The following is a 20,474-nucleotide window of genomic DNA, read 5'->3' on the forward strand; positions in this document are numbered from 1 at the left end:
GGAACGGTCATGCATTTAATACGTGCGTCAGAAAGTAAAGCACGACAAAGAAGATCATGGGTTTCCCCAATACCAGCGATGCCTTCAACACAACTCCCAACCCATCACCTTGCTCCATCACTTTGTAAAAGTGAAGGAAGCGGAGGACGCCCGGTTTTCTCGACCTCGATTTCTCGACGATAGCTGTAGAGCATGAACGCAAACAGGCCGACAAAATACTCGATATTTCGAGCGCACCATCGTTCGAAAAATCCAGTGGAGGGAAAAATACAACTTCCCCAAGGCCCCGCTCAATATCGATCAGGGCGTAGCCGATGGAGTCGCTGAAATAAAATAACCCGGTCATTGACCGGGTTATTTTCAGCAATCTAAGGTCAGATTAGTTTCTGGCATAACCGTTGTTTACGCACTGACCTCCGTAAATCCATGTAGTCGGAGCACCTGCAACCGGGGCGCTAGGGGTAAGCGTGCAAACATCAGCAGCCACGATACCTTTAACAGGGTTAGGAGTGGCTGTGATTATAGCCGTGTTTGCGGCAAGAGTGATGTTATTCAACACGTTAGGCGCAGCCAAGCCCGCTGGCAATGCAATACCAATCTCTGCTGGAGTGTCGCAATCAACCAGTGCAGCCTGCTGCGAAAGACAAACGCCAACAGCGGTCTTTACCGCCGCCATTGCAGACAGAACCTCGGTATACGCGGCCTTTCTTGAATAGTTCTGATAGGACGGGATCGCCACAGCGGCGAGAATACCGATAATCGCAACCACGATCATCAACTCAATCAACGTAAAACCTTTTTGTGCTTTCATCGCGTACTTCTCCGAGGCGTCAATTTTGTGTGCCTTGAGGTGGGTAAAGCACACGTCATGCCAATGTGACACACACCTCACTTTGCTGCTTGAAACCAGACTCAGCGCGCTTTTCAACTTTCCGAAATCAGCAGAAACTGACAATTTTCGTCACAGCCCTCGTTGGTGTTTGGCAGCACAGCCCGACTACGCTATAAACCTCCCACTGTCTGTGTCTGGTGGTTCTATGAGCGATGTCGTTGTCCTTACCGGTCTGGCCAAGCAATTGGTCGCCTCCGAGCTTCTTTCCGAAAAAGCCGCCCAACAGGCTTTTCAACAGGCGCGGCGAGACAAGATTTCGTTGGTCAGCTACCTGGTTCAGAACAAACTGGTCAAGAGTCTGACACTGGCAGAAATGGCGTCCGAGCAGTTCGGCGTGCCGTTCATGGACTTGTCCACTCTCGACAAGGAAAGTCAGCCGAAAGGTCTGGTCACCGAAAAGCTTGCACGCCAGCATCACGCATTACCGCTGTGGCGGCGTGGCAACAAACTGTTTATCGGCATATCGGACCCGACCAACCATCAGGCTGTGACCGATATCCAGTTCAGCACTGGTTTGACTACCGAAGCCATTCTGATCGAGGACGATAAGCTTAGCATCGCGATCGACCGCTTCTTTGACAGTGACAGTGGCCTTGGATCATTGGCCGATATCGACCTGGATCTGGACATTGAGCCAGGTGAAAGTGCCAAAGAAACGTCGATCACCGGTCGAGACGATGCCGATGACGCGCCGGTCGTGCGCTTCGTCAATAAAATGCTGCTGGATGCCATTCGGCTAGGCTCGTCCGACTTGCATTTCGAACCTTATGAAAAAGTATTTCGCGTCCGATTTCGCACCGACGGCATTCTGCATGAAGCTGCGCGACCACCGATCAATCTGGCCAACCGCATCGCAGCGCGTCTGAAGGTCATGGCCAGTCTGGATATTTCCGAAAGGCGTAAGCCTCAGGATGGCAGGGTCAAGCTGCGAGTGTCCAAGACCAAGTCCATCGATTTCCGGATGAACACGCTGCCAACGCTGTGGGGCGAGAAGATCGTGATGCGGATTCTCGATCCGACCAGCGCCCAGATGGGTATTGACGCACTGGGCTACGAGCAGGAACAGAAAGCGCTCTATCTGGAAGCGCTGAAACAGCCGCAAGGCATGATTCTGGTGACCGGTCCTACGGGCTCGGGCAAAACCGTTTCACTTTATACCGGCCTGAATATCCTCAACACTGTGGACATCAATATTTCTACTGCTGAAGACCCGGTGGAGATCAATCTGGAAGGCGTCAACCAGGTCAACGTCAACCCGCGCCAAGGCATGGACTTCTCCCAGGCGTTGCGCGCGTTTCTGCGTCAGGACCCGGATGTGATCATGGTCGGTGAGATTCGCGACCTGGAAACCGCCGAGATTGCGATCAAGGCCTCTCAGACCGGCCACATGGTGTTATCGACGCTGCACACCAACAGCGCAGCAGAAACCCTGACGCGCCTGCACCACATGGGTGTTGCGGCATTCAACATCGCCACGGCGATCAATCTGATCATTGCTCAGCGACTGGCGCGCAAGCTGTGCAGCCACTGCAAGAGGGAAGTCGACGTCCCACACGAGACGCTGATCAAGGAAGGCTTCCCGGAGTCGAAAGTCGGCACCTTCAAACTGTACGGCGCGGTCGGGTGCGAGCACTGCAACGGCGGCTATCGAGGCCGAGTCGGGATTTACGAAGTCGTGAAAAAAACGCCGGAACTGGAGCGCATCATCATGGAAGAAGGCAACTCGCTGGAGATCTCCAGGCAGATGCGCAAGGATGGTTTCGATGACCTGCGAGCATCCGGCTTGTCGAAAGCCATGCAGGGCATTACCAGCCTGGAAGAAGTCAATCGCGTGACCAAGGATTAAGCATGGCCAGTAAAGCAGTCAAAGTCAGTGTTTTCACCTGGGAAGGCGTAGACAAGAAAGGCAGCAAGATCAGCGGCGAACTGAGTGGCCACAGTCCGGCGCTGATCAAGGCTCAACTTCGTAAGCAGGGTATCAACCCGACCAAAGTGCGCAAGAAAACCGTCTCGATCTTTGGCAAAGGCAAGAAAATCAAACCGCTGGACATTGCCTTTTTCTCGCGACAAATGGCGACGATGATGAAGGCCGGCGTTCCGCTGCTCCAGTCCTTCGACATCATCAGCGAAGGCTCGGAAAATCCAAACATGCGTACGCTGGTTGACTCGCTGAAACAGGAAGTCTCCGCCGGTAACAGCTTCGCAACCGCTCTGCGTCAAAAGCCGGAGTATTTCGATGACTTGTTCTGCAACCTCGTAGACGCGGGCGAGCAGGCCGGTGCCCTTGAAAGTCTGCTGGACCGCGTAGCCACCTATAAGGAAAAGACCGAAAAACTCAAAGCCAAAATCAAGAAGGCCATGACTTACCCGGCAGCCGTCTTGGTAGTGGCCATGATTGTTTCGGGTATTTTGCTGATCAAAGTAGTTCCCCAATTTCAGTCGGTCTTCGCCAGTTTCGGAGCGGATCTCCCAGCCTTCACGCTCATGGTCATCTGGCTGTCGGAAGTATTACAACGCTGGTGGTTGCTGGTTCTGACACTACTGCTTGGCGGCGCCTTTATGCTTAAACGCACTTACAAACAATCGCAGAAGTTTCGCGATGGTGTAGACAGGTTTCTTTTAAAAATCCCCATTGTCGGCCCACTGATTTTCAAATCATCGGTAGCTCGTTATGCGAGAACGTTAGCGACGACCTTCGCTGCAGGCGTACCGTTGGTTGAGGCTCTGGACTCAGTCGCCGGCGCTACGGGCAATGTCGTATTTCGCAACGCAGTGCAAAAGGTCAAGCAGGACGTTTCCACAGGCATGCAGTTGAATTTCTCAATGCGTTCAACTGGCGTATTCCCAAGCCTGGCAATCCAGATGACAGCCATCGGTGAAGAGTCCGGCGCGCTGGATAGCATGCTCGACAAAGTCGCCACCTATTACGAAGATGAAGTCGACAATATGGTCGACAGCCTGACCAGTCTCATGGAGCCGATGATCATGGCGGTACTGGGCGTCATTGTTGGCGGCCTGGTCATCGCTATGTACCTGCCGATCTTCAAACTTGGAAGCGTCGTCTGACATGCCCCTCCTCGACTTCCTGGCCAGCTCACCGCTGGCCTTCGTTATTTTCTGCGCCGTACTCGGCCTCCTGATCGGAAGCTTTCTCAACGTCGTGGTCTACCGCTTACCCAAAATGATGGAGAACGACTGGAAAGCCCAGTCGCGGGAAATGCTCGGCCTGCCCGCCGAGCCTGAACAGCCCACCTTCAACCTGATCCTCCCCCACTCCCGCTGCCCGAACTGCGCGCATCAGATCCGTCCTTGGGAAAACCTGCCGGTAGTCAGCTACCTGATGCTTGGCGGCAAGTGTTCGCAATGCAAGGCTCCGATCAGCAAGCGCTATCCGCTGGTCGAGCTGGTCTGTGCGTTGTTGTCGGCCTATGTGGCCTGGCATTTCGGCTTTGGCTGGCAGACGGCGGCAATGCTGGTGCTGAGCTGGGGCTTGCTGGCGATGAGCCTGATAGACGCCGACACCCAGCTGCTGCCTGACTCACTGGTACTGCCGTTGATGTGGCTGGGCCTGATCGTTAACGCATTTGGTCTGTTCACTTCGTTAAGCGACGCTTTGTGGGGTGCCGTGGCAGGGTATCTGTCGTTGTGGTCGGTGTTCTGGCTGTTCAAGCTGATCACGGGCAAGGAAGGCATGGGCTACGGCGACTTCAAACTGCTGGCCATGCTCGGGGCGTGGGGCGGCTGGCAGATCCTGCCGCTGACGATCCTGCTGTCGTCACTGGTGGGCGCGATTCTTGGTGTGATCATGATGCGATTGCGCAATGTCGAATCCGGTACTCCGATCCCCTTCGGTCCTTATCTGGCCATCGCGGGGTGGATCGCTTTGCTCTGGGGTGGTCAAATAACCGACTCCTATTTGCAGTTTGCCGGTTTCAAATGACCCACCCTGATCAAAAACCCTGGATTCTCGGCCTGACTGGCGGCATCGGCAGCGGTAAAAGTGCGGCAGCGCAGTGCTTCATCGACCTGGGCATTCATACCGTGGATGCCGATCATGCTGCGCGCTGGGTCGTGGAACCTGGACGGCCGGCGCTGGAACAGATCGTCGAGCACTTTGGCGCTGGCGTTCTGCAGGCCAGCGGTGAACTGGACCGGGGTGCGCTGCGCAAGCTGATCTTCGAACAGCCCGAAGAACGGCGCTGGCTGGAGTCACTGCTGCATCCTCTGATCAATCAGGAAATCAGCCGGTATCTGGCGCGTGCCACATCACCCTACGCCATCCTGGTGTCACCACTGCTGATCGAATCCGGTCAGTACCGCACGGTCCAGCGATTGCTGGTGATCGATGCACCCCAGGCACTGCAGATAGAGCGCACCATGCTGCGCGACAGCTCAAGCCAGGAGCAGGTCCAGGCCATCCTCAAGGTTCAGGCGCAACGCGAAGACCGCTTGCGCCACGCCGACGATGTGCTGGCCAACGACCGAGATACGGCCTGGCTCAAAAGCGAAGTCGAGCGGCTGCACCACTTTTACCTTACTTTGCGTGGAGGCCAATCATGAGCCAACCAATGACCGTTCAATGCCCAACCTGCGGCGCGCCCGTGGAATGGAGCGCGGCCAGCCCCAACCGTCCGTTCTGCTCGGACCGCTGCAAACTGATCGACCTCGGTGCCTGGGCATCGGAAGAACACGCCATCCCGGTCAGCCCGGACGCTGAAGACGACCTGTTCTCGGGCGATCTGGAAGCGCCGCACAGAGGGCACTGAGGCTTAAGCGGGTTCTTTTCTCAAGCAACTCCATCGCCTGATGATCGTTACCACGCACTGCGTCCGCTCAAGAATGTGACGCAGAGCGTCCCGGGAGGCATGCCCACGCGGAGCGCTCATCGTTATACACAAATCGACCTGAATGAATGCGGTATCCCGAAAGTGGGAGCGGACTTGTCCGCGAAAGTGCCGGTACATCCGACGCATATGCGGTGGCTGAAACACTGCATTCGCGGACAAGTCCGCTCCCACGACGCCCTGTGTTTGATGCGCGACAGCGCTACGTCGAAGACGTGGTGGCGCCTCCTACAAAGCATGCATTCAGTCAGATACTTTCGTTTTGCCCCGGCAGGATCACACTTCCTCCGTTACGGCCTTTCCAGCGCCGCACGCAGTTTCTCGGCACTCCCGAACTGTTGCTGACTCACCAACTGCCCGTCGCGCAATTGCAACCACAGAACTTTATCCTCGTCACCCGCGTACTGCGGCACGATGCGGGCTTCGCGGTCGAGCATGACGCGGTAGGTGTAGTCGCGCATTTTGGGGATGGCGAACATTTTGGCGATGATGGTCGGCATTTTCTGGATGTCGGCCACGAAGACGGTGTTGCGCGCTTCGAGAAAGCCCTTGGGTTTTTCCGCCAGCGCGGCGTTGACCAGTTTGGCGGCGTCCATGCTTCTGGCGATCAGCAGGGTTTGCGTCTGGTTGTTCAGGGTATAGGGCTGATCGTACTGATCGAGCAGTGTCCACGGCGCCAGGCGCTCCCCGGTTTGCAGGGCGTTGGCGGTCATCGGCAGCAGGGCCAGAAACAGCATGGAAAGAAATTTCAACGGGGCACTCCTCGAAAAGGTACTGTTTGCCGCAAAGCCGTGGCGGCCAGTCAAAATGAAAGCCAGTTTACACCACACATTCTCTCTTCCAGTGACAGCGATTAGAACGCTAAGCTTGGGCCCATGGATGACTCAGACTACTTACGCCTGTTGACGATCCAGGCCGAACAAGCCAACGCCTTTCTTTCCAACGCGCGAAAGTGGGAGCGTGAGCGGTGGGTTTGTCAGCGCCTGCTGCAGGGCCTGAACATCCCGCATCGCAACGAAGACTTCACGCCTGCTGGCCAGGAGCCGCCGGACGTGCTGTTTCGTGATGCCTGCTTCGAGGTGTTTTTCGTACTCGACGAGGGACGCCGTCTCAATGACGAATGGCGCGAGGAACTAGAGCGACGACGCAGTGCCTTCTCCCTGAGCCAACTGGTGCGCCGTGAGGCCAAGCCCAAGCGCATCCCGGCCTCCGAACTGCTGCGACGCCTCGCCCCTACCCTGCGCAAGAAATCCCACAACTACCGCGAACGGGGCCTGGACCTCGGCGAGCTGGACATCATTGCCTTCGCCAGCCTCAAGCGCGAAGTGCTGGACCTCAACAGCCATTTCCCACCGCCCACCGAGTACCTGCGTCAAGGCTGGCGCTCGCTGTCACTGGTGGGGCCGACCTTTGCCCGTGTATTGTTCGCGCACCCGGATGCACCGGACTTTCTGCGTACCAATCTGGGCCGCAGTGTCGTTTTCGATGTTGGAATCAGTTTATGAGCCCGTTACAGGAACTGCTGGCCGACGTCCCGCAGCACGGTCGTGTACGCTGGATTGGCGTGCGCCCCGAATCACGTGTCAACATGATCGAGCTGGACGCCGTGGAAGCGCGCCGCGAAGCCGGGCTGACCGGTGACCACTCGCGCCCAGGGCCGCGTAACGCCCGGCAGGTCACGCTGATTCAGTGGGAACATCTGGCTGTGGTCAGCTCGCTTCTGAACAGGTCGGCGGAAAATCCCATCGTGCCTCAGGACCTGCGCCGTAACCTGGCGATCAGCGGCATCAATCTGTTCAGCCTGAAGGGACGGCGTTTCAGGATCGGACAGGCGATTTTCGAGACCACGGGCTGGTGTCAGCCTTGCGCACGCCTTGAGCAACGGCTCGGCCACGGGACCTTTCAGGCGGTGCGCGGGCATGGCGGAATTACCGCCCGAGTGATACAAAGCGGAATCATCCGGCTGGACGACACGCTTCAGGTCGAACCGCTGGAAAACACCGATTCATGGCCTCCTGCCAGGCAGTACACGCGAAACGAAACGTAAGACGAGACATAAAATGAGCAGCCGTCTGAACCCGGACGACCAACGGCGTGTCGAAGAATACCTTCAGGCACCCCAGCATCAAGTCGAGCGCAGGCCTTTCCGGCCTTGGCTGCTCCTGATCATGCTGGTGGTCGTGGTCATCGGACTGGGCCTGCTGAGCCGTTTTTTGAGCCATCTGACGCTATGAGCTGCCTTGCGCTCGCGAAGATCGAGCTCCTCCCGAATTCCTTAAACCTTCTGAGTAATCCTTATGACTCATCGTATTGTCATCGTTGGCGGAGGCGCTGGCGGTCTGGAGCTGGCTACCCGTCTGGGTAAAACCCTGGGCAAGAAAGGCACAGCCAGCGTCACGCTGGTGGACGCCAACCTGACCCACATCTGGAAACCGCTGCTGCACGAAGTGGCCGCTGGCTCATTGAACTCGTACGAAGACGAGCTCAACTACGTGGCACAAGCCAAATGGAACAACTTTCAGTTCCAGCTGGGGCGCATGACGGGCCTTGATCGCACCAGCAAACAGGTGCATCTGGCCGCCACGCTGGACGAGAACGGTGCCGAACTGGTCCCGGCACGCAGCCTGGGTTACGACTCACTGGTTCTGGCGGTCGGCAGCACCACCAACGATTTCGGCACCAAGGGTGCGGCGGAACACTGTCTGTTTCTCGACACACGCAAGCAGGCCGAGCGTTTCCACCAACAACTGCTCAACCACTACCTGCGTGCGCATGCCGGTCAGGCGGACGCTGCCCAGGAAATCACAGTTGCCATCGTCGGAGCCGGTGCGACAGGCGTTGAGTTGGCGGCCGAGTTGCACAACGCAGCCCACGAACTGGCCGCTTACGGGCTGGGTCAGATCAAGCCGGAAAACCTGCGCATCACTGTGATCGAAGCAGGTCCGCGGGTTCTGCCGGCACTGCCCGAGCGCATTGGTAGCCCGGTTCACAAGACGCTGAACAAACTCGGCGTGACGGTGCTGACCAACGCTGCCGTGAGCGAAGTCACGGCCGATAGCCTGATCACGGCAACCGGTGAAGTCATTCCTGCAACCCTGAAAGTCTGGGCGGCAGGCATTCGTGCCCCGGCATTCCTCCATGAACTGGACGGACTGGAAAGCAACCGTATCAACCAGCTGCAGGTGTTGCCGACCCTGCAAACTACTCGCGATGAAAACATCTTTGCCTTCGGCGACTGCGCCGCCTGCCCGCAAAAAGGCACCGACCGCAATGTCCCGCCTCGCGCTCAGGCTGCGCATCAGCAGGCGTCATTGCTGGTCAAATCCCTGCGTCTGCGGATCGAAGGCAAGACGTTGCCGGAATACACCTACAAGGACTACGGCTCGCTGATCTCACTGTCCAGCTTCTCGGCGGTGGGCAACCTGATGGGCAACCTGACAGGCAGTGTCATGCTCGAAGGCTGGCTGGCGCGGATGTTTTACGTGTCGCTGTACCGCATGCACCAAATGGCGCTTTACGGCATGTTCCGCACGCTGATGCTGATGCTGGGCAGCCGGATCGGCAAAGGCACTGAGCCACGGATGAAGCTGCACTAAAATACCCTGATCGGGCATGCCGATGCTCTGCATCGGCATGCCTTCCGAAAGGCTCTGCGCTCAACGAGCGCATTCTGAACAGTACTTTCCTGCTGCCATGACCGGTCCCGGACGCCCCTGATCCGCTGTCCTTCGCCTTTCTTCTTCACCACCGCCGTCACGACGCATCTACTTTCCGATAAGCAGCCTGTCAAGCAATAGCAAGGGCCTGGCGCTGAACCAAGCGCCCGTCCGGGATTCTGATGCGGGTACGGTGAGCATTGCGGGCAACCAGGTTGTTCGATGCGCGCCTCGACAGGCTTTGCCATCAAGGAACATGAACAATGAAATTGCTCCCGACACGTCACTTCGCACCGCTTTTCGCAGCATGCGTCACACTGAGCGCTGCCGCTCAAGCCGAAGCACTCAACGTAATGACCTCTGGCGGCTTTACCGCCGCATACACGTTGTTGGGTCCTCAATACACGGCCTCAAGCGGCGACACGCTGACAACGATCCTCGGTCCTTCGATGGGTAAAGCACCCGAAGCCATTCCCAACCGACTGGCGCGTGGCGAACATGCCGATGTGGTGATTATGGTCGGATACGCACTGGATGAGCTGATCAAGCAGGGCAAAGTCGACCCTGCCTCGCGTGTGGAGCTGGCTGATTCGCGCATAGGGATGTCAGTCAAGGCAGGTGCGCCAAAGCCGTCCATCAGCACTGATGCCGAACTGAAACAAGTGCTTCTGAATGCCAAATCTGTCGCGTACTCGGACAGCGCGAGCGGGGTTTATATCGAAAAAGAGCTGTTCAAGAAACTGGGTATCCAGGAGCAGCTCGTGCCAAAAAGCAAAATGATCGAGCGCATTCCCGTCGCGTCAGTGGTTGCCAAGGGCGACTACGAAATTGGCTTCCAGCAGGTCGCCGAATTGATGCCTGTACCGGGCGCAGCCTTCGTCGCCAAGATTCCGGAGGATGTGCAATCGGTGACTCGCTACGCCGCGGGCATTCCGGTCAATGCAGATCATCCGAAGCAGGCAAAAGCACTGCTCGCTTACCTGTCGTCACCCAAGGCGCAACCGGCTGTGCAGTCCACCGGGCTGGATTCCGTGCCCCGCTAACACAAAGGATTTTTTGACTGTATGACGGCTTCACCAGTGTTTTGACGCCGGTGTGGTCGTCACTTGAAAGCGTTAGCCAGCGGCTGAGCAACCAGACCGGCTTTACGGAGAAACAAAAAAGGCGTCCCGAAGGACGCCTTTTTTGTTGGACTCAAGACCACTGTTCTTGAATCCTGATCTTCAACCCTGATACAGCCGGGCGAAAATGGTCGGGGTAAGGGGATTCGAACTCCTGACATCCTGCTCCCAAAGCAGGCGCGCTACCGGACTGCGCTATACCCCGATGATGCTAAAAAGCACCTCTAAAGAGGCGCTTTTTATTTGGATGATGCTTATGGCATCACTCCCTAAGATCCAGCCAGATACAAACTGGCCAAAAATGGTGGGTCGTGTGGGATTCGAACCTACGACCAATTGGTTAAAAGCCAACTGCTCTACCAACTGAGCTAACGACCCAAATATGGTCGGGGTAAGGGGATTCGAACTCCTGACATCCTGCTCCCAAAGCAGGCGCGCTACCGGACTGCGCTATACCCCGACTGAAACATCATTGAACCTTGCGAAATCTGGCTCCACGACCTGGACTCGAACCAGGGACCCAGTGATTAACAGTCACTTGCTCTACCAACTGAGCTATCGCGGAACTATCGATTTCAGATTCAACGTTACCACTTGCCGCATTGAAATCACATCGCTGTTAACTCTTTGATTTCAATCTCAATGACGTTTGCGCTTCGTTTGTATCGTTGCGTTCACGTCTCTGAGGCGCGCTATTCTACAATTTTAAAAACACCTGTCAACCCTCTAAATTGCTTTTTAAGACAATGATTTGCGATTTTTTTTCAGATCGCCTTTCAGGGCTGATTTTGCTGCGCACATCACCCTCAACAAAAAGGGCTCCCACTCGGGGAGCCCTCCTTTATAAGGCAACAGGCCTGATCAGGCAAACACGATCTCGTCGTCGACTACCCGACCAGTGATGCCGGTGCCGGGTACGAAGCTGCCCGACAGGATGAGCTGCGCCAGCGGGTTTTCGATCCAGCGCTGAATCGCACGCTTCAGTGGGCGTGCGCCATAGACAGGGTCGTAGCCAACGGCAATCAGCTTGTCCAGCGCCTCAGGGCTCAGCGTCAGAGAAAGCTCGCGCTCGGTCAGACGCTTGCGCAGACGGTCCAGCTGGATGTCGGTGATACCGGCAATCTGATCACGCGCCAACGGCTCGAAGATCACCACTTCGTCGATACGGTTGATGAACTCCGGCCGGAAGTGCGTACTGACGGCATCCATCACGGCTGCACGCTGCGCCTCACGATCCCCCACCAGTTCCTGGATCTGCGCCGAACCCAGGTTGGAGGTCATGACGATCACGGTATTGCGGAAATCCACCGTACGGCCATGGCTGTCGGTCAGACGGCCGTCTTCCAGCACCTGCAGCAGGATATTGAACACATCCGAATGCGCTTTCTCGACCTCGTCGAGCAGGATCACCGAATACGGTTTGCGACGAACAGCCTCGGTCAGGTAACCGCCTTCCTCATACCCGACATAACCCGGTGGCGCACCGATGAGCCGCGCCACGGAATGCTTCTCCATGAACTCGGACATGTCGATCCGCACCATGGCCTCTTCGGTGTCGAACAGGAACTCGGCCAGCGCCTTGCACAGTTCGGTCTTGCCCACGCCGGTCGGGCCGAGGAACATGAACGAGCCGCTTGGACGGTTCGGGTCGGACAGCCCCGCACGCGAACGGCGCACGGCGTTCGACACAGCGACCACGGCCTCTTCCTGACCGATCACCCGGTTGTGCAACAGGGTTTCCATTTTCAACAGCTTTTCGCGCTCGCCTTCCAGCATCTTGGAAACCGGGATACCGGTCCACTTTGACACGACTTCGGCGATTTCTTCCTCGGTCACTTTGCTGCGCAGCAACTGGTTCTCCGGTTTACCGTGCTGATCGACCATCTGCAGGCTGCGTTCCAGGTCCGGGATGATCCCGTACTGCAATTCAGCCATGCGGTTCAGGTCGCCACGACGGCGCGCCGCTTCCAGCTCCTGACGCGACTGCTCGATTTTCTGCTGGATCTGCGCCGAACCGGTCACTTCGGCTTTTTCAGACGTCCAGATTTCCTCCAGATCCGCGTATTCCAGCTCCAGGCGCTGGATATCGTCCTGAAGCTTGTCCAGACGCTTGATGGCCGCTTCGTCCTTCTCTTTCTTGAGCGCCTGAGCTTCCACTTTCAGCTGGATCAGGCGACGCTCGAGACGGTCGAGCACTTCCGGCTTGGAATCGATTTCCATCCGAATGCGGCTGGCCGCTTCGTCGATCAGGTCAATCGCCTTGTCGGGCAGCTGACGATCCGTGATGTAGCGGTGGCTCAGCTTCGCCGCCGCGATGATCGCACCGTCGGTGATAGCGACCTTGTGGTGGACTTCGTAGCGTTCTTTCAGGCCACGCAGAATCGCGATGGTGTCTTCTTCGCTCGGCTCGTCCACCAGCACTTTCTGGAAGCGTCGCTCAAGCGCTGCATCCTTCTCTATATATTGGCGGTACTCGTTGAGCGTGGTCGCACCCACGCAATGCAGCTCGCCGCGCGCCAAGGCCGGCTTGAGCATATTGCCCGCATCCATCGAACCTTCGCCCTTACCGGCGCCGACCATGGTGTGCAGCTCGTCGATGAACAGGATGATCTGGCCTTCCTGCTTGGACAGCTCGTTGAGCAGCGACTTCAGGCGCTCTTCGAACTCACCACGGTACTTGGCACCCGCAATCAACGCGCCCATGTCCAGCGACAGCAGGCGCTTGCCGCGCAGGCCATCAGGCACTTCGCCGTTGATGATGCGCTGCGCCAAGCCTTCGGCGATGGCGGTCTTGCCCACGCCGGGTTCGCCGATCAACACCGGGTTGTTCTTGGTGCGGCGTTGCAGAACCTGAATCGTGCGACGGATCTCGTCATCACGGCCAATCACCGGGTCGAGCTTGCCTTCTTCGGCGCGCTTGGTCAGGTCAACCGTGTACTTGTCCAGCGCCTGACGCGACTCCTCGACGTTGGGGTCGTTGACCGCCCCGCCGCCACGCAGGTTGTTGATGGCATTTTCCAGCGCCTTCTTGCTGACGCCCTGCCCCAGCAGCAACTTGCCGAGCTTGCTGTTCTCGTCCATGGCGGCGAGCAGCACCAACTCACTGGAAATGAACTGGTCACCCTTCTGCTGAGCCAGGCGATCAGCCTGATTGAGCAGGCGCGCCAGTTCCTGCGACATGTTGACGTCGCCGGTAGGGTTCTGGATTTTTGGCAGTTGGTCGAGCTCTTTGCTCAATTCCTTGCGCAGGCTGTTCACATCGAAACCTACCTGCAGCAGCAGAGGTTTGATCGAGCCGCCCTGTTGTTCAAGCAATGCCTGCATCAAATGCGCAGGCTCAATGGCTGGGTGGTCGAGGCCCACTGCCAGCGATTGCGAATCTGATAACGCTAACTGTAATTTGCTGGTCAATCTGTCGATACGCATAGTCACCTTCCTTTAGAGCAGGCCGGAGCAATGAACACACCTGTGACGAAAACCTGCTGAAACACTTATGGATGCGCAATAGATGCGGGCAATTCTGCGTGTTTCAAGACTGACTCGATTGATGTGGATCAGCCTCACGCTCAGGCAAGCCTAGCTGGCTTGCGCAAAAGAGCAGTGTCAGACGTGACCGATCCAGATCAGCGAGGCAAATCGGCCGGTGCGAGCTGCACGGCGATAGGAGAAGAAGCGCGGATCAGTGAAGGTGTCGAACCCGCCACCATAAACAGAAGAGATGCCATGCGCCGCCAGCCGCAGGCGCGCCAGCGTATAGATGTCGGCCATGAATCGACCGGCGTTGGCACTGGCGATGAACGCTTCGGCGGTTTCAGGATGCTGACTCAGGAACGCTTCGCGAACCTCCGGACCGACTTCGAACGAAGGCTGACCGATTGCAGGGCCAAGCCAGACCATCACATCTTCAGGCGCAACCTGCAGACTGTCGGCAGTCGCTTCCAGCACGCCTGCCGCCAGACCACGCCAACCCGCGTGTGCGGCAGCGACCCGAGTGCCGTCACGGCGACAGAACAGCGCGGGCAGGCAATCGGCGGTCATGATGGTGCAAGCGACGCCGGGCGTGTCCGTCCAGCTGGCATCGGCTTCCATGACGCATGAAGGATCCGCATGCGCAACGACCACACCATGCACCTGGCGTAACCAGGCGGGCTGGACTTTGAGGCTGGAGGTCAGGGCAGAACGATTGCTGGCAACGGCCTGTGGGCTGTCGTCAACGTGATCGCCGAGATTGAAGGTGTCGAACGGAGCCTGACTGGCCCCGCCCGAGCGGGTGGTGACGCAGGACTTGATCTGCGCTGGCGCGGGCCAGTCAGGTATCAGCCAGTCATTCACCCGATGAACGCCTCGCGGTCTTGCTTGAGCAGCGACAGCAGCCAGACGAAGTCGTCAGGCAGTGGCGATTCCCAGCTCATGCGTTTGCCGGTGATCGGATGATCCAGTTCCAGGAAGCGCGCATGCAGCGCCTGACGCGGAAAGGTCTTGAGCGAATCGACCATGGTCAGGCTGGCAGCAGGCGGAATACGGAAACGACCACCGTAGGCAGGGTCGCCGACCAACGGGTAGTTGATGTGCGCCATGTGTACACGAATCTGGTGCGTACGGCCGGTCTCCAGCTTGACCCGCACATGGGTATGCGAACGGAAGCGTTCCAGCACTCGGTAATGACTCACCGCCTGCTTGCCGCCTTCCATCACCGCCATGCGTTGACGCTGCTGGCCGTGACGGCCGATCGGCGCGTCGATCTTGCCGCCTGCGGTCACGACACCGATCACGATGCATTCATAAATACGGCTCACGCTGCGACTCTGCAACTGGGTGACCAGTTGGGTCTGCGCCTGAATCGTCTTGGCGACCACCATCAGACCGGTGGTGTCCTTGTCCAGACGGTGCACGATGCCAGCGCGCGGAACATTGATGATGTCCGGCACGTGATGCAGCAGGGCATTGAGCAGCGTGCCGTCGGCATGACCGGCAGCCGGGTGTACCACCAGGCCCGCAGGCTTGTTGATGACCAGGATCTGGTCGTCTTCGTAGACGATATCCAGTTCGATGTCCTGAGCGACCCATTCACCCTGGGCCTCCTGCTCGGCAATCAGTTCAAGAATGGCACCACCATGCACGATGTCACGCGGGCGCAGAACGCCACCGTCCACAGTCAGGCGGCCGTCCTTGATCCAGGCGGAAAGGCGCGAGCGCGAGTGCTCAGCGAATAATTGTGCGGCGACTTGATCGAGGCGTTGACCGCCCAATTCGGACGGCACCTCTGCGCGGAGTTCTATATTTTCGGACATGACCAGACTAGGTGGCGGCTAGCCTTTGGTTTCGGCAGCGCGCTTGTGGTTAAATACGGCGTCTTTTGTCCCGCCGGTATCGCGGGGCGCTCATCATAACAGGACGGCCCCGCCCAAGACAGCAGGCCGTTATAGGGACGCAAGCCGCCATGCAAGTGAAACACCTGCTGCTGATCGCCATCCTCGCATTGACTGCGGCCTGTTCGTCGAAGGAAGTCATCGACGAAAACCTCAGCGAAGTCGAGCTGTACCAGCAGGCGCAGGCCGACCTGGGCAATAACAGCTATAACAGTGCCACTGAGAAGCTCAAGGCGCTGGAATCTCGCTATCCGTTCGGTCGCTACGCCGACCAGGCCCAGCTTGAGCTGATCTACTCCAACTACAAGAACGGAGAACCGGAAGCAGCGAAATCTGCCGCCGAGCGCTTCATTCGTCTGCATCCGCAGCATCCGAACGTCGATTACGCCTACTACATGAAAGGCCTGACCTCGTTCGACCAGGACGTGGGCCTGCTGGCGCGCTTCCTGCCGCTGGACCAGACCAAGCGTGACCCGGGCGCTGCCCGTGACTCGTTCAACGAGTTCGCGCAACTGACAAGCCGTTTCCCGAACAGCCGTTATTCGCCCGACGCCAAGCAGCGCATGATCTACCTGCGCAACCTGCTGGCTTCGTACGAAATTCACGTGGCCGACTATTACCTGACCCGTCAGGCCTACGTCGCCGCCGCCAACCGCGGTCGTTATGTGGTCGAAAACTTCCAGGAAACGCCGTCCGTCGGTGATGGCCTGGCCGTCATGGTCGAGTCGTACCAGCGGCTGCACCTCGATGATCTGGCAGCGACCAGCCTCGAAGTCCTGAAAACCAACTACCCGAACCATCCGCAGCTGGACAACGGCGAGTTCACCCCTCGTCAGGCCGAAGCGGACAACCGTTCGTGGCTGTCCAAGGCGACGCTGGGCCTGATCAGCGGCAGCGCGCCTCTGCCACCGGGTGAAACCCGTGCCGATCAGGACATCAAGAAGCAGTATCAGGAAGCCAAGGACGCCATCCCGAAAGAGCTGCTGCCGGAAAACCAGGCAGAGCTGGATGAGCAGGCCGAGAAAGAAGCCGAAGAGAAAGGCACCAAGAGCCGTTCCTGGTTCAGCTACATGACACTGGGTCTGTTCGACTGATTCGAACACGACTCTCGAAAAAAGAGGCCTTTGCAAGGCCTCTTTTTTTATGCGCATTCGCCTCTGTCCGCCCGCCTGCTCCTTGGCTACACTGCGCAGACTCAACTCACTAAGCTGGTAGTCATGCTTCGGTTATTAATGTGGGCCGCGCTGATCGCGGCGGTGGTCTGGTTCGTCAAGCGGCTGCTCAATCCCCCGAAACCCAAATCACGTCCGGCACCGCCCGACACCACCGCAGCGCCCATGGTGCGTTGCGCCCAGTGCGGCGTTCACCTTCCTCGTGACCGTGCATTGAGCCAGGAACAACAATGGTATTGCAGCGAGGCGCACAGGCTAGAAGGCCCGGCGGCACGTGACCGCTGAACCCCTTTCGCTCGGCACGGCCCAAGCGCAACGGATCCTGCGGCTTTATCACCTTTATCGCCTCGTCATCGGCGTCCTGCTGGTATCGCTGATTTCCAGCAGCCTGGACACCGAACTGTTGCAGATGGCCAACCCGAACCTGTTTCGTGCGGGTTGCTGGCTGTATCTGGTGTCCAACATCCTGGTGGTGGTGCTGCTGGAGCGGCCGAGCCGCCAGTCTCACCTTTTCAGCCTGGCGCTGGCAGACGCGATCATGCTGTCTGGCCTTTTCTACGCAGCAGGCGGTCCTTCGAGTGGTATCGGCAACCTGCTGATCGCCTCGGTCGCGATCAGCAATGTGCTGTTGCGTGGCCGCATCGGGCTGCTGATCGCGGCAGTCTCGGCCATCGGCATCATCTATCTGACCTTCTACATCAGCCTCGGGACGCCATCGGTTTCCAGCGATTACGTGCAGGCTGGCCTGCTGGGAGCCATGTGTTTCGCTGCCGCCATGCTGGTACAGGCACTCACGGCACGCATGCTGAACAGCGAAGTGCTGGCCAAGCAGCGGGCTGCGGATGTCAATAACCTTGAAGAACTCAACGCCTTGATTCTGCAACGCATGCGCACCGGCATTCTGGTACTGGATGCGCGCCGTCAGGTGTTGCTGGCCAATCAGGGCGCGCTGAACCTGCTCGGGCATGAGCAACTGGTCGGCGAAGTGATCGACCATTACTGCCCGCAATTGGTGGATCGCCTGCGCCACTGGCTGATCAACCCGGTCATGGTGCCCCGCAGCCTCTCGACTTCTGCCATCGGGCCAGAGCTGCAACCCAGCTTTGCCGCAGTCAACCGGGGCGATCAGTTGCAGACCCTGATCTTCCTGGAAGACCTGTCGCAGGTTGCCCATCAGGCCCAGCAGCTCAAGCTCGCCGCACTGGGCCGCCTCACCGCCGGCATCGCTCATGAAATCCGCAACCCGCTCGGCGCTGTCAGCCATGCGGCGCAGTTGCTGAACGAGTCGGAAGAACTGACCGCGCCAGACCGGCGTCTGGGGCAGATCATTCATGACCAGTCACGGCGGATCAATCTGGTTATCGAGAACGTGCTGCAACTGTCCAGACGACGCGAAGCCCAGCGCGAACTGCTTGACCTGAAAAACTGGCTGGAGAACTTCGTGGCGGAATTTCGCAGCACCGCCCTGCCTGACCAGCGGGTCGAGACCGAAATCGGTGTCGGCATGCTGACCACGCGCATGGACCCCGAGCAGTTGAACCAAGTGGTCACCAACCTGCTGCAGAACGGCCTGCGCTACAGCCGCCAGCACCACTCCACCGCGCAGGTGCTGCTGAGGCTGTATCACGATCAGAAAAGCGATCTGCCGACGCTGGAGGTCCTTGATGACGGCCCCGGCGTCAGCGAGAAGCACCTGAGCAGACTGTTCGAACCGTTCTTCACCACCGAAAGCAAAGGGACGGGCCTTGGCCTCTACCTGTCGCGCGAGTTATGCGAAAGCAATCAGGCCCACCTGGACTACGCCCCTCGGGAAGGCGGCGGCAGTTGCATGCGGATTACCTTCGCCCACCCGTTCAAACCGAGCTGAACATGACCCCACGGCAAAAGATCCTGATCGTCGATGATGAGCCGGACATTCGCGAACTCCTGGAGATCACTCTGGGCCGGATGAAGCTCGACACCCGCAGCGCCTGCAATGTCGCCGAGGCACGCCAGTGCCTGGCTCGAGAAGCATTCGACCTGTGCCTGACGGACATGCGCCTGCCGGATGGCAACGGCCTGGAGCTGGTGCAGCATATCCAGCAGAACTTCGCTCACGTCCCGGTGGCGATGATCACCGCGCATGGCAGTCTGGACACCGCTATCCACGCGCTCAAGGCCGGTGCGTTCGACTTCCTGACCAAGCCGGTGGACCTCGGTCGCCTGCGTGAGCTGGTCAACAGCGCGCTGCGCCTCACACCCGTCGTGCAGCCGGTACGCACCCTGGATAATCGCCTGCTGGGCGATTCGCCACCCATGCGCACACTGCGCAGCCAGATCGCCAAACTGGCGCGCAGTCAGGCCCCCGTTTACATCAGCGGCGAGTCCGGCAGCGGCAAGGAGCTGGTGGCCAGGTTGATTCACGAACAAGGCCCGCGCGGGGAGAAACCCTTCGTGCCGGTGAACTGCGGCGCCATTCCTTCCGACCTGATGGAAAGCGAATTCTTCGGGCATCGCAAAGGCAGCTTCACCGGTGCCCATGAAGACAAGCCGGGGCTATTTCAGGCGGCGCAGAACGGCACGCTGTTTCTGGACGAGGTGGCCGATCTGCCGCTGGCCATGCAGGTCAAACTGCTGCGCGCGATACAGGAGAAGTCCATCCGCAGCGTTGGCGGTCAGCAGGAACAGGTGGTGGATGTCCGGATTCTCTGTGCGACCCACAAGGACCTGAGCGTGGAGGTGGCCGCAGGACGCTTCCGGCAGGATCTGTATTACCGATTGAACGTCATCGAACTGCGCGTACCGTCGCTGCGCGAGCGTCGCGAAGACATCGACCAACTGGCCGCCATCGTCCTGCAGCGTCTGGCGACCAACAGCGGCCTGCCCGCCGCCAGACTCGACGCCCAGGCACTGGATACGCTGAAAAGCTATCGTTTTCCCGGCAACGTCCGTGAGCTGGAGAACATGCTGGAGCGCGCCTACACGTTGTGCGAGAACGACGAAATCCACGCATCCGACCTGCGTCTGACCGAATCTGCCAGACCACAGGAAAGCGACGGCCCGAACCTGGCCGACATCGACAATCTGGAAGACTATCTGGAAGGCATCGAGCGCAAACTGATTCTTCAGGCCCTGGAAGAAACCCGCTGGAACCGCACAGCGGCGGCCCAGCGACTGAGCCTGTCATTCAGGTCCATGCGTTATCGGTTGAAGAAGCTGGGACTGGATTGAGCGGGAAGGCTCGGGTGTTTAAAGGCCCCTGACACAGCGCTAAATAGCTGCAAACACTGACTGTGGGAGGCGGCTTGCCGGCGATGAACGATGACGCGATTTTCCTGACATACCGCGTCGACTGCATCGCCGGCAAGCCGCCTCCCACGGTCCGTATTTGCTGCGCGACAGCGCCACGTTGAAGACGTGGTGGTGCCCCCACAAAAACCG

General features: G+C 58.5%; 20 protein-coding genes and 4 tRNA genes. 14 read left to right on the forward strand and 10 right to left on the reverse strand.

Annotated features, from left to right (window positions below; all coding sequences use genetic code 11):
* Nucleotides 1–7 precede the first annotated feature (7 nt).
* Together AC0IXS_RS09850 and AC0IXS_RS09855 are read right to left on the reverse strand one after the other, a co-directional pair.
* Nucleotides 8–346 carry a hypothetical protein gene (locus AC0IXS_RS09850; protein ID WP_137202272.1) on the reverse strand — a complete coding sequence of 113 codons (339 nt, stop codon included), beginning with the start codon at nucleotides 344–346 and terminating at the stop codon, nucleotides 8–10.
* Between the two features lie 33 nt (nucleotides 347–379).
* Nucleotides 380–811 (reverse strand): pilin, encoded by a 432-nt coding sequence (locus AC0IXS_RS09855; RefSeq protein WP_137202271.1) that lies wholly within the window; start codon nucleotides 809–811, stop codon nucleotides 380–382.
* A gap of 226 nt (nucleotides 812–1,037) precedes the next feature.
* On the opposite strand from AC0IXS_RS09855, the gene pilB reads away from it, so the two are divergent.
* From pilB to yacG, 5 genes are read left to right on the forward strand one after another with little or no spacing between them, the layout of a single operon-like run.
* Complete coding sequence (pilB, locus tag AC0IXS_RS09860; protein ID WP_471824485.1) at nucleotides 1,038–2,738, forward strand: type IV-A pilus assembly ATPase PilB; 1,701 nt, start codon at nucleotides 1,038–1,040, stop codon at nucleotides 2,736–2,738.
* Nucleotides 2,739–2,740: 2 nt separating this feature from the next.
* A complete protein-coding gene (locus AC0IXS_RS09865; protein WP_449117017.1) occupies nucleotides 2,741–3,958 on the forward strand; it encodes a type II secretion system F family protein in 1,218 nt (405 codons plus the stop codon).
* Between the two features lies 1 nt (nucleotide 3,959).
* Entirely contained in the window at nucleotides 3,960–4,832 is an 873-nt protein-coding gene (locus AC0IXS_RS09870) for a prepilin peptidase (protein ID WP_471824487.1), read from the forward strand.
* Nucleotides 4,829–5,452: a dephospho-CoA kinase gene (gene coaE / locus AC0IXS_RS09875; RefSeq protein ID WP_191957904.1), complete on the forward strand. Its 624-nt coding sequence runs from the start codon at nucleotides 4,829–4,831 to the stop codon at nucleotides 5,450–5,452. The genes AC0IXS_RS09870 and coaE overlap by 4 nt, the downstream gene beginning before the upstream one ends.
* Nucleotides 5,449–5,658, forward strand: coding sequence for a DNA gyrase inhibitor YacG (gene yacG / locus AC0IXS_RS09880; RefSeq protein WP_004887444.1), 210 nt, complete (start codon nucleotides 5,449–5,451; stop codon nucleotides 5,656–5,658). Before coaE ends, yacG begins: the two co-directional genes overlap by 4 nt.
* A gap of 368 nt (nucleotides 5,659–6,026) precedes the next feature.
* On the opposite strand, the gene AC0IXS_RS09885 is transcribed toward yacG, so the two are convergent.
* On the reverse strand, nucleotides 6,027–6,488 hold the full coding sequence (locus AC0IXS_RS09885) for a hypothetical protein (protein ID WP_449125387.1): 462 nt from the start codon (nucleotides 6,486–6,488) through the stop codon (nucleotides 6,027–6,029).
* 123 nt (nucleotides 6,489–6,611) lie between these two features.
* Between AC0IXS_RS09885 and AC0IXS_RS09890 the strand changes: the two genes are divergently transcribed.
* From AC0IXS_RS09890 to AC0IXS_RS09910, 5 genes are all read left to right on the forward strand, one after another.
* Nucleotides 6,612–7,241: a DUF1780 domain-containing protein gene (locus AC0IXS_RS09890; RefSeq protein ID WP_004884092.1), complete on the forward strand. Its 630-nt coding sequence runs from the start codon at nucleotides 6,612–6,614 to the stop codon at nucleotides 7,239–7,241.
* Entirely contained in the window at nucleotides 7,238–7,783 is a 546-nt protein-coding gene (locus tag AC0IXS_RS09895; RefSeq protein WP_449125386.1) for an MOSC domain-containing protein, read from the forward strand. Before AC0IXS_RS09890 ends, AC0IXS_RS09895 begins: the two co-directional genes overlap by 4 nt.
* A gap of 13 nt (nucleotides 7,784–7,796) precedes the next feature.
* On the forward strand, nucleotides 7,797–7,970 hold the full coding sequence (locus AC0IXS_RS09900; protein ID WP_032632672.1) for a DUF3094 family protein: 174 nt from the start codon (nucleotides 7,797–7,799) through the stop codon (nucleotides 7,968–7,970).
* 63 nt (nucleotides 7,971–8,033) lie between these two features.
* Nucleotides 8,034–9,332 carry an NAD(P)/FAD-dependent oxidoreductase gene (locus AC0IXS_RS09905; RefSeq protein ID WP_043305099.1) on the forward strand — a complete coding sequence of 433 codons (1,299 nt, stop codon included), beginning with the start codon at nucleotides 8,034–8,036 and terminating at the stop codon, nucleotides 9,330–9,332.
* A 323-nt stretch (nucleotides 9,333–9,655) separates the two neighbouring features.
* Nucleotides 9,656–10,435: a substrate-binding domain-containing protein gene (locus AC0IXS_RS09910; RefSeq protein ID WP_471824492.1), complete on the forward strand. Its 780-nt coding sequence runs from the start codon at nucleotides 9,656–9,658 to the stop codon at nucleotides 10,433–10,435.
* 206 nt (nucleotides 10,436–10,641) lie between these two features.
* Here the strand turns inward: AC0IXS_RS09910 and AC0IXS_RS09915 are convergent.
* The 7 genes from AC0IXS_RS09915 to rluD all read right to left on the reverse strand — a co-directional run bounded on the left by AC0IXS_RS09915 (nucleotide 10,642) and on the right by rluD (nucleotide 15,804).
* A tRNA-Pro gene (locus AC0IXS_RS09915) sits at nucleotides 10,642–10,718 on the reverse strand.
* A 97-nt stretch (nucleotides 10,719–10,815) separates the two neighbouring features.
* Nucleotides 10,816–10,891: transfer RNA gene (locus AC0IXS_RS09920), tRNA-Lys, on the reverse strand.
* A gap of 5 nt (nucleotides 10,892–10,896) precedes the next feature.
* A tRNA-Pro gene (locus AC0IXS_RS09925) sits at nucleotides 10,897–10,973 on the reverse strand.
* Nucleotides 10,974–11,002: 29 nt separating this feature from the next.
* Nucleotides 11,003–11,078: transfer RNA gene (locus AC0IXS_RS09930), tRNA-Asn, on the reverse strand.
* A 296-nt stretch (nucleotides 11,079–11,374) separates the two neighbouring features.
* Nucleotides 11,375–13,939, reverse strand: a complete 2,565-nt coding sequence (gene clpB, locus AC0IXS_RS09935) for an ATP-dependent chaperone ClpB (RefSeq protein ID WP_004884076.1) — start codon at nucleotides 13,937–13,939, stop codon at nucleotides 11,375–11,377.
* A gap of 177 nt (nucleotides 13,940–14,116) precedes the next feature.
* Entirely contained in the window at nucleotides 14,117–14,845 is a 729-nt protein-coding gene (gene pgeF, locus AC0IXS_RS09940; RefSeq protein WP_057409620.1) for a peptidoglycan editing factor PgeF, read from the reverse strand.
* A complete protein-coding gene (gene rluD / locus AC0IXS_RS09945; RefSeq protein WP_004884074.1) occupies nucleotides 14,842–15,804 on the reverse strand; it encodes a 23S rRNA pseudouridine(1911/1915/1917) synthase RluD in 963 nt (320 codons plus the stop codon). Before rluD ends, pgeF begins: the two co-directional genes overlap by 4 nt.
* Nucleotides 15,805–15,953: 149 nt before the next feature.
* Between rluD and AC0IXS_RS09950 the strand changes: the two genes are divergently transcribed.
* The 4 genes from AC0IXS_RS09950 to AC0IXS_RS09965 all read left to right on the forward strand — a co-directional run bounded on the left by AC0IXS_RS09950 (nucleotide 15,954) and on the right by AC0IXS_RS09965 (nucleotide 20,264).
* Nucleotides 15,954–16,976, forward strand: coding sequence for an outer membrane protein assembly factor BamD (locus tag AC0IXS_RS09950; protein ID WP_004884073.1), 1,023 nt, complete (start codon nucleotides 15,954–15,956; stop codon nucleotides 16,974–16,976).
* 123 nt (nucleotides 16,977–17,099) lie between these two features.
* Complete coding sequence (locus AC0IXS_RS09955) at nucleotides 17,100–17,339, forward strand: PP0621 family protein (RefSeq protein ID WP_057409624.1); 240 nt, start codon at nucleotides 17,100–17,102, stop codon at nucleotides 17,337–17,339.
* Entirely contained in the window at nucleotides 17,329–18,921 is a 1,593-nt protein-coding gene (locus AC0IXS_RS09960; RefSeq protein ID WP_471824496.1) for a two-component system sensor histidine kinase NtrB, read from the forward strand. Before AC0IXS_RS09955 ends, AC0IXS_RS09960 begins: the two co-directional genes overlap by 11 nt.
* 2 nt (nucleotides 18,922–18,923) lie before the next feature.
* Complete coding sequence (locus tag AC0IXS_RS09965; RefSeq protein WP_471824498.1) at nucleotides 18,924–20,264, forward strand: sigma-54-dependent transcriptional regulator; 1,341 nt, start codon at nucleotides 18,924–18,926, stop codon at nucleotides 20,262–20,264.
* Nucleotides 20,265–20,474 lie beyond the last annotated feature (210 nt).

It is taken from the genome of Pseudomonas sp. AC016, from assembly GCF_979253365.1.

Excerpts from the sequence above, each read along its gene's own strand:
- coaE (WP_191957904.1), top strand. The coding sequence starts at position 4,829 with ATGACCCACCCTGATCAAAAACCCTGGATTCTCGGCCTGACTGGCGGC.
- AC0IXS_RS09890 (WP_004884092.1), top strand. The coding sequence starts at position 6,612 with ATGGATGACTCAGACTACTTACGCCTGTTGACGATCCAGGCCGAACAA.
- AC0IXS_RS09910 (WP_471824492.1), top strand. The coding sequence starts at position 9,656 with ATGAAATTGCTCCCGACACGTCACTTCGCACCGCTTTTCGCAGCATGC.
- AC0IXS_RS09950 (WP_004884073.1), top strand. The coding sequence starts at position 15,954 with ATGCAAGTGAAACACCTGCTGCTGATCGCCATCCTCGCATTGACTGCG.
- AC0IXS_RS09955 (WP_057409624.1), top strand. The coding sequence starts at position 17,100 with ATGCTTCGGTTATTAATGTGGGCCGCGCTGATCGCGGCGGTGGTCTGG.
- pilB (WP_471824485.1), top strand. The coding sequence starts at position 1,038 with ATGAGCGATGTCGTTGTCCTTACCGGTCTGGCCAAGCAATTGGTCGCC.
- rluD (WP_004884074.1), bottom strand. The coding sequence starts at position 15,804 with ATGTCCGAAAATATAGAACTCCGCGCAGAGGTGCCGTCCGAATTGGGC.
- AC0IXS_RS09965 (WP_471824498.1), top strand. The coding sequence starts at position 18,924 with ATGACCCCACGGCAAAAGATCCTGATCGTCGATGATGAGCCGGACATT.
- AC0IXS_RS09900 (WP_032632672.1), top strand. The coding sequence starts at position 7,797 with ATGAGCAGCCGTCTGAACCCGGACGACCAACGGCGTGTCGAAGAATAC.
- AC0IXS_RS09850 (WP_137202272.1), bottom strand. The coding sequence starts at position 346 with ATGACCGGGTTATTTTATTTCAGCGACTCCATCGGCTACGCCCTGATC.
- clpB (WP_004884076.1), bottom strand. The coding sequence starts at position 13,939 with ATGCGTATCGACAGATTGACCAGCAAATTACAGTTAGCGTTATCAGAT.
- AC0IXS_RS09905 (WP_043305099.1), top strand. The coding sequence starts at position 8,034 with ATGACTCATCGTATTGTCATCGTTGGCGGAGGCGCTGGCGGTCTGGAG.
- AC0IXS_RS09855 (WP_137202271.1), bottom strand. The coding sequence starts at position 811 with ATGAAAGCACAAAAAGGTTTTACGTTGATTGAGTTGATGATCGTGGTT.
- AC0IXS_RS09865 (WP_449117017.1), top strand. The coding sequence starts at position 2,741 with ATGGCCAGTAAAGCAGTCAAAGTCAGTGTTTTCACCTGGGAAGGCGTA.
- yacG (WP_004887444.1), top strand. The coding sequence starts at position 5,449 with ATGAGCCAACCAATGACCGTTCAATGCCCAACCTGCGGCGCGCCCGTG.
- AC0IXS_RS09870 (WP_471824487.1), top strand. The coding sequence starts at position 3,960 with ATGCCCCTCCTCGACTTCCTGGCCAGCTCACCGCTGGCCTTCGTTATT.
- AC0IXS_RS09895 (WP_449125386.1), top strand. The coding sequence starts at position 7,238 with ATGAGCCCGTTACAGGAACTGCTGGCCGACGTCCCGCAGCACGGTCGT.